The sequence below is a fragment of the Streptomyces sp. NPDC045287 genome, from assembly GCF_056432325.1.
On the sequence record NZ_JBWKJG010000042.1, the window covers coordinates 1 to 15,750 of the forward strand.

Consider the following 15,750-nt stretch of genomic DNA (forward strand, 5'->3'; position numbering starts at 1 on the left):
AGCGTTAGGGAAACGCCCGGTTACATTCCGAACCCGGAAGCTAAGCCTTTCAGCGCCGATGGTACTGCAGGGGGGACCCTGTGGGAGAGTAGGACGCCGCCGAACAATTTTTCAGGACCCTTGGTCCCAGCGTACATGCTGGGACCAAGGGTCCTTTTTGTTGTCACTCGAATTTGCTCGGAGCGCGGTGGAACGCCCACTGCGCGAGAATGACTTGCGGTACCCGAAGACAGGAGCCACACCCATGTCCACCAACTCCTCCGACGACCGTCCGGAGCGTGAGCCTCGTCGTAGGGACGGTGGCGAGCAGGGCGGTTTCCGCGGACCCCGCCGTGACGACGACCGACGTGGCGGTGGCGGCTTCCGCCGTGACGACCGGCGCGACGATCGCCGTGACGACCGGCGCGATGACCGTGGTGGGTTCCGGCGCAGCGACGACCGTCCGCCGTTCCGGCGTGACGACCGGGACCGCGACCGCGGACCGCGTCGGGACGACCGCGACCGCGGCGGATACCGGGGCGGCGGCTTCCGGCGCGACGACGACCGGCGGGGCGGTGGCTACCGCTCCGACGACCGCCGTGACGACCGGGGAGGGTACCGCTCCGACGATCGGGGCGGCTCCCCGCGCGACGACCGCGCCCCGCGCCGTGACGACGACCGACGCGGCGGTGGCGGCTTCCGCCGTGACGACCGGCGTGACGAGCGGGGTGGTTTCCCGCGGGACGACCGTGCCCCGCGTCGGGATGACCGACGGGACGACCGTGGCGGTTTCCGCCGCGATGACCGGCGCGATGACCGTGGTGGGTTCCGGCGCAACGACGACCGTCCGCCGTTCCGGCGCGGGGGCGATCGGCCGGCCTTCCCGCGCGATGACCGCGCGCCCCGCCGTGACGACCGTGACCGCGGTGGCTTCCGGCGCGACGACCGCCGAGATGACCGGCGTGACGAGCGGGGTGGTTTCCCGCGGGACGACCGTGCCCCGCGTCGGGACGACCGGCGCGATGACCGGCGGGACGACCGTGGCGGTTTCCGCCGTGACGACCGGCGCGACGATCGCCGCGACGACCGGCGCGATGACCGTGGTGGGTTCCGGCGCAGCGACGACCGTCCGCCGTTCCGGCGTGACGACCGGGACCGCGACCGCGGACCGCGTCGGGACGACGACCGGCGGGGCGGGTTCCGCGGCGGCCGGGACGACCGGCGGGACGACCGCGGGCGCGGTGGGTTCCGCGGGCGGCCCGAGCGGCGGGACGACCGTCGTGACGACCGGCGGGACCGCGAGCCCATCAAGCGGCTGCCCATCCCCGACGACGTCACCGGCGACGAGATCGACAAGGACGTGCGGCAGGAGCTGATGAGCCTGCCCAAGACCCTCGCCGAGGACGTCGCCCGCAACCTGGTGATGGTCGCCAAGCTCATCGACGAGGACCCCGAGAAGGCGTACGCCTACTCGCGGATCGCGCTCCGGCTCGCCTCCCGCGTCGCCGCCGTCCGCGAGGCCGCCGGCTTCGCCGCGTACGCCACGCAGAAGTACGCCGAGGCCCTCGCCGAGTTCCGCGCCGCCCGGCGCATGACCGGCACCGTCGACCTGTGGCCCGTCATGGCCGACTGCGAGCGCGGCCTCGGCCGCCCCGAGCGGGCCCTCGCCATGGCCGGCGAGCCCGAGGTGCAGAAGCTGGACAAGGCCGGCCAGGTGGAGATGCGACTCGTCGCCGCCGGTGCCCGCCGCGACATGGGCCAGCTCGACGCCGCGATCGTCACCCTCCAGTCGCCCGAACTCGCGTCCAACTCCATCCAGCCGTGGACCGCGCGCCTGCGGTACGCGTACGCCGACGCGCTCCTGGCCGCCGGCCGGGAGGGCGAAGCGCGCGAATGGTTCGCCAAGGCCCTCGAGTCCGACAAGGAAGGCACCACCGACGCCTCCGACCGGCTCGCCGAACTCGACGGCGTCGAATTCGTCGACGCGATCGAGGAGACCGAGGAGAGCGAGGACCTCGAGGAGACCGTGGGGGCCGAGAACGACGACCGGTCCGACGACGACACCGACGACGTCGACGGTGACGGCACCGGGCGCTGAGCGCGAAACGGCATGAGGAAGGGCGGCACCCCGCGCGGGGTGCCGCCCTTCCTCCCTCTCCCCGTCGCCCTCAGTCCAGGGCCAGGCTGCGCAGGACCAGGCCCGTCGCCGGCTTCGGACCGAACGACGTCGATTTCCGGGGCATCGTCACGCCCTGGCGCGCCAGGTCCCGTACGACCTCCTCGCGCACCGGGTGCATCAGGACCGCCGTCGCCCCGTTCCGCTCCGCCTGCGTCACCGCCGCCCGCGCCTCGTGGAGGTACGCGATGTGCTCCGGGGAGTCCGGGACCCGCCACACGTGCTCCAGCAGCGTTGCGTGCAGCACCGTCGCGTCCAGCGTCCGCCACGCCTCCGGCCGGTCCCGGCGCACCGTACGCTCCAGCAGGTCCGGGTCCGGGCGGTCCACCAGGTGGAAGCGGCCGTCGCCCGCCAGCAGGAACGCGTTGCCGTCGCCCGCCGCCTCCGCCAGCGCGTCCAGGGCGGCCTCCAGCGGCACGCCCAGTGCCCGTACCCGGAACGCGCCCCGCGACGCCTCCAGTGCCGCCAGCGCGGCGGAGACCGGCAGGCGGTGCAGCAGCCGGTGAATCGCCCGCACCCGCAGCGGGTAGCGGGCCGTGTCGATGAGGAGCACCAGGCCGTAGTCCCACGGGCCCGGGCCCGACCGCTCCTCCCGCAGCCGCAGGTACGTCGCCCAGCGGTGGTGTCCGTCCGCGATCAGCGCCTGACGACCCGCCAGGTCCTCCGCGACCGCCGCGAGCTCCTCCGGGTCCGTCACCGCCCACAGGCGGTGGCCGAACCCGTCCTCCGTCGTCGTCGCCAGCAGCGGCGTACCCGCCGTCGCCCGCTCGATCACGGCCGTCGCGCCCGTCGCGCGGCCCTCGCCCCGGTACGTCAGCAGCAGAGGCTCCAGGTGCGCGCCCGTCGTGCGCATCAGGTCCGCGCGCTCCTCCACCACGTGCGGCATCACGTCCTCGTGCGGCAGGACCACGCCCTCCGCCGGCGGCGACAGCTCCAGGGCGCCGATCAGGCCCCGCTGGAGCAGGTCGCCCTTGCGCTGCTCGTACACGTACAGGGCGGGCTCCGCGTCCGCGGCGAGTATGCCGTCCGCCAGCCAGTCCGCGAGGGTGTCCGCCGCCCGGCGGGGGCGGGCGTCGGGCGTCGGGGCCTGCGGCAGGATCAGCCGCACGATGTTGTGCGGGTCCGACGACTCCAGGTGGTGCAGCCCGTCCGGCCGCACGACCACGTCGTACGGCGGGGAGGTCACCGCGGCGAGGCTGCGGACCCGTTCGGGGACGTACCGCAGCCCGCGGAACGGTTTCAGGCGCAGGCCGTCGTTGGCCGCAGGACCTCTCGTGTTCATCCTTGCATCGTAGGTGGATATGCGGATGAGCGATGATCGGGGGACGGGAACCACCGGACGAGTGAGGAGCCAGGGCGATGGGGCAGCACGGATGGAGCGCGCCGGGCGGCAGCGCGACCGCGTTGAGCGCGGCGTACGACACGGCGCTGCTGGACCTGGACGGCGTCGTGTACGCGGGCGGCGAGGCCATTCCGCACGCCGTGGAGGCGCTGGGGGAGGCGCGGGCCGACGGGATGCACCTCGCGTACGTCACCAACAACGCGCTGCGCACCCCCGACGCCGTCGCCGCGCACCTCACCGAACTGGGCGTGCCCGCCGAGCCGGACGACGTGATCACGTCGGCGCAGGCGGTGGCGCGGCTCGTCGCCGACCAGCTTCCGCAAGGGGCACGCGTCCTCGTCATCGGCGGCGAGGGGCTGCGGGTGGCGCTGCGCGAGCGGGGGCTCGTCCCCGTCGAGTCCGCCGACGACGACCCGGCGGCCGTCGTCCAGGGGTACGGCGGGCCCGAACTGCCGTGGGGGCGGTTCGCGGAGGCGTCGTACGCGATCGCGCGCGGCCTGCCCTGGTACGCGTCCAACACCGACCTCACCATCCCCGGCGCGCGCGGCATCGCGCCCGGCAACGGCGCGGCCGTGGAGGTCGTACGGATCGCGACGGGCGCCGAGCCGCAGGTCGCGGGCAAGCCGCTGCCGCCGATGCACCGCGAGACGATCCTGCGGACCGGGGCGCGGCGGCCCCTCGTCGTCGGGGACCGGCTCGACACCGACATCGAGGGCGCGTACAACGGCGGCGTCGACTCGCTGCTCGTCCTCACCGGTGTGACCGCCCCGGCGGAGCTGCTCGCGGCCCGGCCCGAGCACCGGCCGACGTACGTCGACGCCGACCTGCGGGGCCTGCTGACCGGGCAGCCCGAGGTGACCGGGACCGCGGGGGGCGGCTTTTGCTGCGGGGGGTGGACCGCGGTCGCCGACGGCGACGCGCTCGCCCTCGACGGGAGCGGCGAACCGATGGACGGGCTGCGGGCGCTGTGCGCGGCGGCCTGGAGCCGTGCCGGGGACGGGTCGTGCGGTCTGGAGGCGGGGAAGGCGCTGGCCAGGCTGGGTTGGTGAAACCCCTGCGATCATTGCGGCGAGGGTAGGCTAACCTAACCGCGTGTTGGTTGAGAGTTCTCCAGAACAGAGCGCGGAGCCCCAGGCCGCCGCGCAGCCCCGCGGGCGCCGGTCGGTGCGCGCCGCCGGGCTGTTGCTGTCCCTCGGCGTGCTGGTGCTCGTGTGTGTCGCGAGCATCGTCGTCGGCGCCAAACCGGTGCCGCTCGGCGATGTGTGGCACGGCCTGTTCCAGAACTCCGGGACCGGCAGCGACGTCCTCATCGCCGACGTCCGCGTCCCGCGCACACTGCTCGGCCTCCTCGCCGGTGTCGCGCTCGGCCTGGCCGGGGCCGTCATGCAGGCGCTCACCCGCAACCCGCTCGCCGAGCCGGGCCTGATGGGCGTCAACGCGGGCGCGGCGGCCGCCGTGGTCACCGCGACCAGCCTCCTCGGCACGTCCTCCTTCATGGGGTACGTGTGGTTCGCGTTCGTGGGCGCCGCGGTCGTGTCGGTGCTCGTGTACGTGCTCGGCGGCGGGCGCAGCGCCACCCCCGTACGGCTCGCGCTGGCCGGCACCGCCGCGACCGCCGCGCTGTACGGGTACGTCAACGCCGTCCAGCTGCTCGACTCGGCCGCCCTGGACCGGCTGCGGTTCTGGACCGTCGGGTCGCTGGCCGGCGCCGACGCGGACGTCGTCGGCGCGGTCGCGCCGTTCATCGCCGCCGGCGTCGTGCTGGCCGCGCTGGTCGCCCGGCCCCTCAACGCCATGGAGATGGGGGACGACACGGCCCGCGCGCTCGGCGCGAACCTCACCCGCACCCGGGTCCTGGCCATGCTCGCCGTGACCCTGCTGTGCGGCGGCGCGACCGCCGCGTGCGGGCCGATCGTCTTCGTCGGGCTGATGGTGCCGTACCTGGTCCGCGCCATCACCGGGCCCGACATGCGGTGGATCCTGCCGTACGCGGCGGTCCTCTCGCCCGTGCTGCTGATCGGCTCCGACATCGTCGGCCGGGTCGTGGCCCGCCCGTCCGAGCTCCAGGTCGGCATCGTCACGGCGCTGATCGGCGGGCCCGTCTTCATCCACCTCGTACGCCGCAAGAGGATGGCCCAGCTGTGACCGCGACCCCCGCACCCACCGCCCCTGCGCCCGGCACCCCCGCGCCCACGCCCGGCGTCCCGGCCGCCCGCACCCGCACCGTCCGGGCCGTCCGGACGCGCGGCGGGCTGTCCGTCCGGGTCGAGCCGCGTACCGTGGCCGTCTGCCTGCTGCTGCTCGCGCTGGCCCTGGCCGCCGGGATCGTTCTCATCGGCAGCGGCGACTTCCCCATGGCGCCCGGCGAGGTCCTCGCCACCCTCCTCGGCGACGGCACGGTCGCGCAGGAGTTCGTCGTCCTCGACCTGCGGCTGCCGCGCGTCCTCGTCGCGGCCCTCGTCGGCGCGGGCCTGGCGGTCGGCGGGGCGGTCTTCCAGACCATCACCCGCAACCCGCTCGGCAGCCCCGACATGCTCGGCGTCAACCAGGGCGCGATCGTCGGCGCGCTCAGCGTGATCGTGCTGTTCCACGGTGACGCCACCGCCGTCGCGGCCGGCGGTCTCGTCGGCGGCACGCTGACCGGTGCCGCCGTGTACGTCTTCGCGTGGAAGCGGGGCGTGCACGGCTTCCGGATCGTCCTCATCGGCATCGGCCTCGCCGCGATGCTCACCGCGATCATCCACTACCTGATCACCAAGGCGAACCTGGTCGACGCGACCCGCGCCGTGGTGTGGATGACCGGCTCCCTGGAGGGCCGGGACTGGACGCAGTTCTGGCCGCTGCTCGCCGTCAGCGCGGTCCTGCTGCCGCTGGTCCTCGCGTACGGGCGGCCGCTGCGCATGCTGGAGATGGGCGACGACGCCGCGTACGCGCTGGGCGTGCGGGTGGAGCGGGTGCGGATCGTGCTGCTGGTCTCCGCGGTGCTGCTCGTCGCGTCCGCCACCGCCGCGGCCGGCCCCATCACGTTCGTCGCGCTCAGCGCGCCCCAGCTGACCCGCCGGCTGACCCGGTCGCCCGGCCCGAACCTGGGCGCGTCCGCCCTGATGGGCGCGGCGGTGCTGCTGGTGGCCGACTGGGCCGCCACCAACGTCTTCGGCGAGCGGCAGCTTCCCGTCGGTGTCGTCACCGGCATCGTCGGCGGCTGCTACCTGCTGTGGCTCCTGGTCACCGAGCGCCGGGCAGGCCGGATATGACCCCCACGAACGACCAGAACGCCAGGAGTACGTCCATGCAGTCCCAGCCCCCGCAGCAGCGCCTCGCCGCGGAGTCCGTCACCCTCGCCTACGAGCAGCGGACCATCGCCCGCGACCTGTCCGTGGCGATCCCCGACAACTCCTTCACGGTGATCGTCGGGCCGAACGCCTGCGGCAAGTCCACGCTGCTGCGCGCCCTCGCCCGGATGCTGAAGCCCACGCGGGGCCGGGTGCTGCTGGACGGGCAGGCCATCCACTCCATGCCCGCGAAGAAGGTCGCGCGGACGCTCGGGCTGCTGCCCCAGTCGTCGATCGCGCCGGACGGCATCACCGTCGCCGACCTCGTCGCCCGCGGCCGCTACCCGCACCAGGGGCTGCTGCGGCAGTGGTCGCCGCAGGACGAGCGGATCGTCCAGGAGTCGATGGACGCCACCGGCGTCGGCGAGCTGGGCGACCGGTACGTCGACGAGCTGTCGGGCGGGCAGCGCCAGCGCGTCTGGATCGCCATGGCGCTCGCCCAGCAGACCCCGCTGCTGCTGCTCGACGAGCCGACGACGTACCTCGACATCCAGCACCAGATCGACGTCCTCGACCTGTGCGCCGAGCTCCACGAGACGCAGGGCCGCACCCTCGTCGCCGTCCTGCACGACCTGAACCACGCCGCGCGGTACGCCACGCACCTCATCGCCGTACGCGGCGGGGAGATCGTCGCGCAGGGCCCGCCGTCGGAGATCGTCACCGCCGAACTCGTCGAGCGGGTCTTCGGCCTGCGCTGCCAGGTCATCGACGACCCCGAGACGGGCACCCCCCTGGTCGTGCCGGCGGCCCGGCAGGCGCGGGCGCCGCGGAAGTAGCCGCGGCGCGCCAGGGCCGAGACCAGGTCGAGGCCGCTGAGGCCGAGGCCGAGGGCGGCACGGCACCGGTGCGGACCGGCGGCGGGCGGAGGCTTCGCGGTAGCGTCGGGGCATGGACGCCACGCCCTCCGGACAGCTCCGGCCCCCCGCCGCCCCGGACCCCGCCGACCCCCCGGCGCCGCCCCCGGCCGCGCCCGGCGCGGACGGCGGCGCGCCCGCCGGTGGCGACGGGGGAGGGGCCGGCGGGCCCCTGCCGCTCGGCGTCGCACGGACCGCCACCGGGCACGGCCCCGTGGACGCCGTGCTGGAACGGCTGGGTGACGCCGATCACCTCGCGGCGGACGGACACCTGGAGGTGTACGAGGATGTACACCGGGGGCTGCGCGACGCGCTGGCCGCGCTGGACGCAGACCCCCGCCCGGGACCCCCGAACGACCACAGGAGCTGAACCGAACGTGGCAGGAGTGGCACGCCGCCGTCTCGACGCCGAGCTTGTGCGCCGCAAGCTCGCCCGCTCGCGCGAACACGCGAGCCAGCTGATCGCGGCGGGGCGGGTGACGGTCGGCGGCGGCACCGCCACCAAGCCCGCCACCCAGGTCGAGACCGCCGCGGCCATCGTCGTCGCCCAGGACGACTCCGACCCCGACTACGTGTCGCGCGGCGGCCACAAGCTCGCCGGGGCGCTCGCCGCGTTCGTCCCGCGCGGGCTGGCGGTCGAGGGGCGGCGGGCGCTCGACGCCGGGGCGTCCACGGGCGGCTTCACCGACGTCCTGCTGCGCTCCGGCGCCGCCCACGTCGTCGCCGTCGACGTCGGCTACGGGCAACTGGCCTGGTCGCTGCAGAGCGACGAGCGCGTCACCGTCAAGGACCGGACCAACGTACGCGAGTTGACGCTCGACGCGATCGGCGGGGAGCCGGTGGACCTGGTCGTCGGAGACCTGTCGTTCATCCCGCTGGGCCTCGTGCTGCCCGCGCTCGTCGGCGTGACCGGGCCCGGCGCCGACCTCGTGCTGATGGTCAAGCCGCAGTTCGAGGTGGGCAAGGAGCGGCTCGGCAGCGGCGGTGTCGTCCGCAGCCCCGAACTGCGCGCCGAGGCCGTACGGAACGTGGCGCGGCAGGCCGCCGGGCTCGGCCTCGGGGTGCTGGGCGTCACCGCGAGCCCCCTGCCGGGCCCGTCCGGGAACGTCGAGTACTTCCTGTGGCTGCGGGCCGGAGCGCCCGCGCTCGACCCGGCCGACGTCGACCGCGCCGTGGCGGAGGGGCCCCGGTGACCCCGCGGCCGGCCGCCGCGCCGGACCCGGCGCCGCGGACCGTCTTCCTCCTCGCGCACACCGGGCGGCCCGCCGCCGTGCGCAGCGCGGAACTCGTCGTCCTCGGCCTGCTGCGCTGCGGCATCGGCGTGCGGGTCCTGGCCGCCGAGGCCGCCGACCTGCCGCTGCCGCCGTCCGTGGAGACCGTCCCGGAGGCCACGCCCGACGTCCTCGACGGCTGCGAACTGCTGATCGTCCTCGGCGGTGACGGGACGCTGCTGCGCGGCGCCGAGTTCGCCCGCGCGTCCGGCGTGCCGATGCTCGGCGTCAACCTGGGGCGGGTCGGGTTCCTCGCGGAGGCCGAGCGGGACGACCTCGACAAGGTCGTCGACCGGGTCGTCACCCGCGCGTACGAGGTCGAGGAGCGCATGACCCTCGACGTCGTCGTCTACGACAACGGCGACGTCCTGCACACCAACTGGGCGCTGAACGAGGCCGCCGTGCAGAAGGTCGCGCCCGAGCGGATGCTGGAGGTCGTCCTCGCCATCGACGGGCGTCCGGTGACCGGCTTCGGCTGCGACGGAGTGATCTGCGCGACACCGACCGGGTCCACGGCGTACGCCTTCTCCGCGGGCGGGCCGGTGATCTGGCCGGAGGTGGAGGCGCTGCTGATGGTGCCGATCGGCGCGCACGCCCTGTTCGCGAAGCCGCTGGTCACGACGCCCGACTCGGTGCTGGCCGTGGAGGTCGAGCCGCACACCCCGGACGGGGTGCTGTGGTGCGACGGGCGGCGCACCGTCACCCTGCCCGCCGGGGCGCGGGTGGAGGTGCGGCGCGGGTCGGTGCCGGTACGGCTGGCGCGGCTGCACCACGCGTCGTTCTCGGACCGGCTCGTCGCCAAGTTCGCCCTGCCCGTGTCGGGGTGGCGGGGGGCGCCGCACTAGGGGACGCGGCGGGCGCGGACGCGCCACTCCCGCGGGTGATTGCGGGGGCGTCCCGCCCGGCCGTTCCGGCGTGGGGGACGGGGCTCGTCGCATCGGGGCCGCCAGACCTCGTATGGTCTTCCACGTGCTGGAGGAGATGCGGATACGGTCGCTCGGAGTCATCGACGACGCGGTGGTCGAGCTGTCGCCCGGGTTCACCGCGGTGACCGGTGAGACGGGCGCGGGCAAGACCATGGTGGTGACCAGCCTGGGGCTGCTGCTCGGCGGGCGCGCCGACCCGGCCCTGGTGCGGATCGGGGCCGCGTCCGCCGTCGTGGAGGGGCGCGTCGGCGTCGCCCCCGACTCCGCGGTGGCCCGCCGCGCCGAGGAGGCGGGCGCCCAGCTCGACGACGGCGCGCTGCTCATCAGCCGCACCATCTCGGCCGAGGGCCGCTCGCGGGCGCACCTCGGCGGGCGCACCGTCCCCGTGGGGCTGCTCGCCGAGTTGGCCGACGACCTCGTCGCCGTCCACGGCCAGACCGACCAGCAGGGCCTGCTCAAGCCCGCCCGGCAGCGCGCCGCGCTCGACCGGTACGCGGGCGACGCCGTCGCCGTGCCGCTCGCCGCGTACGCGAAGGCGTACCGGCGGCTGCGGGCGCTCGACGCGGAGCTGGACGAGCTGACCACGCGCGCGCGGGAGCGGGCGCAGGAGGCGGACCTGCTGCGGTTCGGGTTGGCGGAGATCGAGGCGGTCGCGCCGCGCGCCGGCGAGGACGTGGAGCTGGCCGCCGAGGCGGAGCGGCTCGGCCACGCCGAGGCCCTCGCCTCCGCCGCCGCGCTCGCCCACGGCGCGCTCGCCGGGGACCCGGAGGACCCGGAGACGGTCGACGCGACGACGCTCGTCGCCGGCGCGGGGCGCGCCCTGGAGGCCGTACGGTCCCACGACCCGGCCCTGGCCGCGCTCGCCGACCGGATCGGGGAGATCTCGATCCTCCTCGCCGACGTGGCCGGCGAACTCGCCGGGTACGCCGACGACCTGGACGCCGACCCGCGGCGGCTGGCCGCCGTCGAGGAGCGGCGCGCCGCGCTGACCGGGTTGACCCGCAAGTACGGCGAGGACGCCGCCGCCGTCCTCGCCTGGGCGGAGGAGGGCGCCGCCCGGCTCACCGAACTCGACGGCGACGACGACCGGATCGCGGAGCTGACCGCCGAGCGGGACGCCCTGCGCGCCGAACTGTCCCACCTGGCCCAGGCCCTCACCGACGCCCGGACGGAGGCCGCCGCGCGCTTCGCGGACGCGGTCACCGCCGAGCTGGCGTCGCTGGCGATGCCGCACGCCCGCGTGTCGTTCGACATCCGGCAGAGCGAGGACCCGGACGGCGTCGAGGTCGGCGGGCGGCGCGTCGCCTACGGGCCGTCCGGCGCCGACGAGGTGGAGCTGCTGCTCGCACCGCACCCGGGCGCCCCGCCGCGGCCCATCGCGAAGGGCGCGTCCGGCGGCGAGCTGTCCCGGGTGATGCTCGCCGTGGAGGTCGTCTTCGCCGGGACGGACCCGGTGCCGACGTACCTGTTCGACGAGGTCGACGCCGGGGTCGGCGGCAAGGCGGCCGTCGAGATCGGCCGGCGCCTCGCCAAGCTCGCCAGGACGGCGCAGGTGGTCGTCGTGACGCACCTGCCGCAGGTCGCGGCCTTCGCCGACCGGCAACTGCTGGTGGAGAAGACCAGCGACGGCTCCGTCACCCGGTCCGGCGTCACCGTCCTGGAGGGCGAGGACCGGGTGCGGGAGCTGTCGCGGATGCTCGCCGGGCAGGAGGACTCCGAGACGGCCCGGGCCCATGCCGAGGAGCTGCTGGCCACCGCGCGCGCCGACCTGTGACCCGGGGCCGTGCGGCTTCCGACCCGTGACCCGGGGCCCCGTGCGGCTTCGGGCGCCGGGTGCGGGCGGCCCCGGTAAGGTGACGATCATGATCGACCACCTTGCGAGGGCCGCCGCCGTCTGCGGTACGGCCGCCGCGGCGACCCGTGCCGTACGCGCCGGGCTGGCGCGCCGCCGCAGGCCGGCCTGGGAGCGCGCCAACCACGCGGGCCGCACCGTCGACCTGTACGCGGCCCCCGCCGTCACCGCCGGGACCGCCCTCGCCTCCCTGGGCGCCGCCGCGCCCCGGGAGCGGGGCGCCGCCGTGCTGGCCACCCTGGCCGGGGCGGCCTGCGGGGCGTACGACGACGTGCGCGGTGACCACCGGCGCGGCTTTTGTGCCCACCTGGGTGCCCTCCGGCGCGGCGAGGTCACCAGCGGGGCCGTCAAGCTGTTCGGGATCGGCGCCGCCGGGCTCGCGGCGGGCGCGCTGCTCAAGGAACGGCCGCTGGACCGGCTGCTCGCCGGCGTGGTCGTCGCGGGCGCCGCCCACTTCGTCAACCTCGTCGACGTACGGCCCGGGCGCGCCGCGCTGGCCGTCCTGGCCCTCGGGGCGCCCGGCGTGGTGCGGGGCGGGCCGCTCGCCGCCGCGCCGATGGGCGCCGCCGCGGCGGTCCTCGGCGACGACCTGGGGGAGCGCACGATGCTCGGCGACACCGGGGCGCACGCCCTGGGCGCTGCCCTCGGCGTGGCCGTCGTCACCGGGAACGGGCGGCTCGGGCTCGCCCTGCACGCCGCCGCGTTCACCGCCGCCGCCGTCAACGGAGAGCGCGTCAGCCGACGCGCGGGTTCACCCGTGTGAGTGGTCCCGGCGGCGGTTCCGCGCCGCCGGGCGCCGGAAAGTGGCGGGACGCGGCGGGCCACGCCCGGGAGCGGTGCCGGAACGCGCGTACGGACTGGCATCCTTGGCGGGTGACACAGCTGCGTACGGTCCAGGTGCTGGGCGGCGGCGGCACGGGCAGCGGCGCTCATGTCAGGTCACTGGCCGCCGGGCTCGTGGCGAGGGGCGTGCGGGTGACCGTGTGCGCCCCCGCCGAGTTGGACCGGTCCTACGACTTCCTGGGCGCCGGGGCGCGCTTCGTACCCGTGCCGTCCCGCGGCGACCCGCTGGCCGTGGGCGCGCTGCGGGCCGTGTGCGCGGGCGCCGACGTCGTCCACGCGCACGGGGTGAACGCCGCGGTCCGGTCCGCGATGGCCCTCGCCGCGCAGCCGGTGCCGCTCGTCGTCACCTGGCACTCCCGGCCGCACGCGGCGGGAGCGCGCGGACAACTGCGGCGGCTGATGGAGCGGAAGGCCGCACGCGCGGCGGCCGTCGTCCTCGCCACGTCGTCGGAGCTGGTCGACCGGGCGCGCCGGCGGGGCGCCCGCGACGCCCGTCTGGGGCCCGTCGCCCTGCCGCCGCCGCGCGGCCTCGCGGACCCGCCCGGCGAGAAGGTCCGGTCCGAACTCGGCGCGGTCGGCAGGCCGCTGGTGGTGACGGCCGGGCCGCTGGAGCCGTACCGGGGGCACGGCACGCTGCTGGACGCGTCCCGGCGGTGGCTCGGCCACGACCCGGTGCCGCTGGTCGCCGTCGCCGGCGAGGGCCCCCGGCGGGCCGCGCTCCAGCGGCGCGTCGACACCGGGGGGCTGCCGGTGCGGCTGCTCGGGCGGCGCGACGACGTGACCGCGCTGCTGGCCGCGGCGGACGTGGCGGTGCTGGCCGGCCGCTGGGAGGCGCGGGCGCCGCTCGCCCAGGAGGCGCTGCGGCTGGGCGTGCCGCTGGTCGCCACGGCCGTGGGCGGGGTGCCGGAACTGGTCGGCGACGCGGCGGAACTCGTCCCGTACGGGGACTCCGTACGGCTCGCGGCGGCCGTGTCCCGGCTCCTGGCGGACCCGGCCCGGCACGCGGAGCTCGCGGCGGCCGGGCCGCGGCAGGCCGCCACGTGGCCGACGGAGGAGGAGACCATCGCCCAGGTGCTGAGCGTGTACGACGAGCTGTGCCCGCGCGGCGGGCACGGCCCGGGACCCCGGCGCCCCGCCGCGCCCCCGCCCGGTCAGGGCGCGTAGCGGCGGGCCCGCAGGGCCAGGGAGAGGGCCAGGACCGTCTGGGGGTCGTCCAGGTCCGTGCCGAGGAGCTCGGCGATGCGGGCCAGCCGGTTGTACAGCGTCTGACGGTTCAGGTGCAGCTCGCGCGCCGTCTCCGCCTTGCGGCCCGCGTGCGCCAGGTACGTCTCCAGCGTCGGCAGCAGCGGCCCGCGCGACGCCGCGTCGTGGTCCCGCAGCGGGCCGATCGCCCGGTCCACGAACGCCGCCAGAGCCGTCCCGTCGTGCCGGTGCAGCCGCCACAGCAGCAGGTCGATGTCGAGGCGCCGCGCGTCGTGCCAGGGCCGCTCGGGCAGCCCCCGCGCGGCCGCGGCCGTCTCCGCGGCGTGCCGCAGCCCCGCCGACGCCGCCGCCCAGCCACCCGCGACGCCCACCACGACGACCGGCGGACGGCCCCCCGGCCGGTCCAGTCCCGCCCGCTCGGCACCGGCCCGCAGCGCGGCCGCCACCCGGTCCGCGACGGCGGCGCGCTCCGACTCCGCACGCAGCCCCAGCAGCACCGGCACCCGGCCCTCCACCGGGCGGACCCCCACCAGCACCGGCACGCCCACCCGCGACAGCTCCTCGGTGACCGTCCGCGCCAGCAGCGCCCACCCGCCGGCGGGGGAGTGCTCGGCGGCCGGCCGCATCACCACCGGCAGCAGCGGCCCGCCGCCCGGCCTGAAGCCGAGGACCCGGGCCTGCGCGGGCGCGTCCTCCGCCGCGATCCGGCCCTCCGCCAGGTCCGTCAGGAAGTCGCCGCGCCCGCGCGCCGCCAGCTCCTCCTCCTGGCGCGCCTGCATCAGGACGACCGCGAGGACGCCCGCCACCCGCTCCACCGCCATCCGGTGGACCGGCAGCAGCCGCCCCGACACCGCCGGCAGCACCAGCCGCGCCCGCACCCCGCCGGGTCCCGCGCCGCCCTCCGGCCCCCCGCCCGGCACGTCGACGAGCACCGAACCGGCGGGCGGTGCGCCGCCGCGCTGGCCGCGCAGCCCCTCCCACACCTGCAGCGGGTCGGCGCAGGGCGTGCCGGAGCCGCTGTCCGCCGCGTACAGGAGCTGCCCGTCGGCGGTCTCCAGGAACACCGGGTTGTCCGCGAACCCGGCCAGGACGCGCAGCACGCGCGGCACCCCGCCGCCGTCCAGCAGCGCCTCCGTGCACCGCCGGTGCACCTCCTCGGCCTGCCGCAGCAGCGCGTAGTGCCCGTTGACGATCTCGGTGTGGACCTCCTCGGTGACCGAGACGAACGGCACCTCCCGGTGCAGCTGGACCAGCGGCAGCCCGACCGCCCGCGCGGTGTCCACCAGCGCTCCGGGCAGCCGCGCGAACCGCTGGCCCAGCTCCACGACCAGGGCGGCGATCCCGCGCTCCGCGAGCCGCCGCACGAACGCCCGCTGCTCCGCCGGGCGCGCGCCGACGCCCAGCCCCGTGGTGAGCAGCAGCTCGCCGCCCTTCAGCAGCGACGCGATGTTCGGCACCTCGCCGGCGTGCACCCAGCGCACCGTGCGGTGCAGCCGGTCGGCGCCCGCCACCACCTCGGGGAGCCCGCCGCGCAGCGCCGGCAGCTCCAGGGCCCGCCGTACGGTGATGCCGCCCTGTTCGTCCATGGGGCGGGACGCTACCCGCGCGCCCGCCCCGGGACGTCCCCGGGGCCGGGCGCCCCGGGCGGGTCAGCCGCCGTACGCGCCGCTCGCGGTCAGGCGCAGCGCCGTGTCGATCAGCGGCACGTGGCTGAACGCCTGCGGGAAGTTCCCGACCTGCCGCTTCAGGCGCGGGTCCCACTCCTCGGCGAGCAGCCCCAGGTCGTTGCGGAGGGCGAGCAGCTTCTCGAACAGCTTGCGCGCCTCGTCGACGCGGCCGATCATCGCCAGGTCGTCGGCCATCCAGAACGAGCACGCCAGGAAGGCGCCCTCGTCGCCGGGCAGGCCGTCCACGCCCTCGTCGGTGCCCTGCGTCGGGTAGCGCAGGATGAAGCCGTCCGGGGTGGACAGCT

General features: G+C 76.4%; 15 protein-coding genes and 1 rRNA gene. 13 read left to right on the top strand and 3 right to left on the bottom strand.

Annotation, left to right across the window (positions count from 1 at the left end; all coding sequences use genetic code 11):
• From rrf to AC07D6_RS33290, 3 genes are all read left to right on the top strand, one after another.
• A 5S ribosomal RNA gene (gene rrf / locus AC07D6_RS33280) occupies positions 1-105 on the top strand; the annotation flags it as partial.
• Positions 106-278: 173 nt separating this feature from the next.
• Positions 279-1,355 carry a hypothetical protein gene (locus AC07D6_RS33285; protein ID WP_479050685.1) on the top strand — a complete coding sequence of 359 codons (1,077 nt, stop codon included), beginning with the start codon at positions 279-281 and terminating at the stop codon, positions 1,353-1,355.
• Positions 1,295-2,077 carry a tetratricopeptide repeat protein gene (locus AC07D6_RS33290; protein WP_479050683.1) on the top strand — a complete coding sequence of 261 codons (783 nt, stop codon included), beginning with the start codon at positions 1,295-1,297 and terminating at the stop codon, positions 2,075-2,077. The genes AC07D6_RS33285 and AC07D6_RS33290 overlap by 61 nt, the downstream gene beginning before the upstream one ends.
• Positions 2,078-2,147: 70 nt before the next feature.
• Here AC07D6_RS33290 and AC07D6_RS33295 read toward each other — a convergent pair whose 3' ends face one another.
• On the bottom strand, positions 2,148-3,437 hold the full coding sequence (locus tag AC07D6_RS33295) for a DUF1015 domain-containing protein (protein WP_479050664.1): 1,290 nt from the start codon (positions 3,435-3,437) through the stop codon (positions 2,148-2,150).
• A gap of 77 nt (positions 3,438-3,514) precedes the next feature.
• On the opposite strand from AC07D6_RS33295, the gene AC07D6_RS33300 reads away from it, so the two are divergent.
• The 10 genes from AC07D6_RS33300 (at position 3,515) to AC07D6_RS33345 (ending at position 13,739) form a co-directional block, all read left to right on the top strand.
• Complete coding sequence (locus AC07D6_RS33300; protein ID WP_479050666.1) at positions 3,515-4,546, top strand: HAD-IIA family hydrolase; 1,032 nt, start codon at positions 3,515-3,517, stop codon at positions 4,544-4,546.
• Between the two features lie 136 nt (positions 4,547-4,682).
• Positions 4,683-5,642, top strand: a complete 960-nt coding sequence (locus AC07D6_RS33305; RefSeq protein ID WP_315881479.1) for a FecCD family ABC transporter permease — start codon at positions 4,683-4,685, stop codon at positions 5,640-5,642.
• Positions 5,639-6,751, top strand: coding sequence for a FecCD family ABC transporter permease (locus AC07D6_RS33310; RefSeq protein ID WP_479050668.1), 1,113 nt, complete (start codon positions 5,639-5,641; stop codon positions 6,749-6,751). Before AC07D6_RS33305 ends, AC07D6_RS33310 begins: the two co-directional genes overlap by 4 nt.
• A gap of 35 nt (positions 6,752-6,786) precedes the next feature.
• Complete coding sequence (locus AC07D6_RS33315; RefSeq protein ID WP_479050670.1) at positions 6,787-7,605, top strand: ABC transporter ATP-binding protein; 819 nt, start codon at positions 6,787-6,789, stop codon at positions 7,603-7,605.
• Between the two features lie 112 nt (positions 7,606-7,717).
• Complete coding sequence (locus tag AC07D6_RS33320) at positions 7,718-8,053, top strand: hypothetical protein (RefSeq protein ID WP_479050672.1); 336 nt, start codon at positions 7,718-7,720, stop codon at positions 8,051-8,053.
• Positions 8,054-8,060: 7 nt separating this feature from the next.
• Complete coding sequence (locus AC07D6_RS33325) at positions 8,061-8,876, top strand: TlyA family RNA methyltransferase (protein WP_315881472.1); 816 nt, start codon at positions 8,061-8,063, stop codon at positions 8,874-8,876.
• Entirely contained in the window at positions 8,873-9,799 is a 927-nt protein-coding gene (locus AC07D6_RS33330; protein ID WP_315881471.1) for an NAD kinase, read from the top strand. The genes AC07D6_RS33325 and AC07D6_RS33330 overlap by 4 nt, the downstream gene beginning before the upstream one ends.
• Before the next feature lie 112 nt (positions 9,800-9,911).
• Positions 9,912-11,654 carry a DNA repair protein RecN gene (gene recN / locus AC07D6_RS33335; RefSeq protein ID WP_315881470.1) on the top strand — a complete coding sequence of 581 codons (1,743 nt, stop codon included), beginning with the start codon at positions 9,912-9,914 and terminating at the stop codon, positions 11,652-11,654.
• 88 nt (positions 11,655-11,742) lie between these two features.
• Positions 11,743-12,495: a hypothetical protein gene (locus tag AC07D6_RS33340; protein ID WP_479050675.1), complete on the top strand. Its 753-nt coding sequence runs from the start codon at positions 11,743-11,745 to the stop codon at positions 12,493-12,495.
• A gap of 110 nt (positions 12,496-12,605) precedes the next feature.
• Positions 12,606-13,739: a glycosyltransferase family 4 protein gene (locus AC07D6_RS33345; protein ID WP_479050677.1), complete on the top strand. Its 1,134-nt coding sequence runs from the start codon at positions 12,606-12,608 to the stop codon at positions 13,737-13,739.
• On the opposite strand, the gene AC07D6_RS33350 is transcribed toward AC07D6_RS33345, so the two are convergent.
• Together AC07D6_RS33350 and AC07D6_RS33355 are read right to left on the bottom strand one after the other, a co-directional pair.
• Positions 13,727-15,364 carry a PucR family transcriptional regulator gene (locus AC07D6_RS33350; protein WP_479050679.1) on the bottom strand — a complete coding sequence of 546 codons (1,638 nt, stop codon included), beginning with the start codon at positions 15,362-15,364 and terminating at the stop codon, positions 13,727-13,729. The two genes, AC07D6_RS33345 and AC07D6_RS33350, sit on opposite strands and share 13 nt — an antisense overlap.
• 63 nt (positions 15,365-15,427) lie before the next feature.
• Positions 15,428-15,750, bottom strand: a 323-nt coding sequence (locus AC07D6_RS33355) for a glycoside hydrolase family 15 protein (protein WP_479050681.1), incomplete at its 5' end; no start/stop codon positions are given.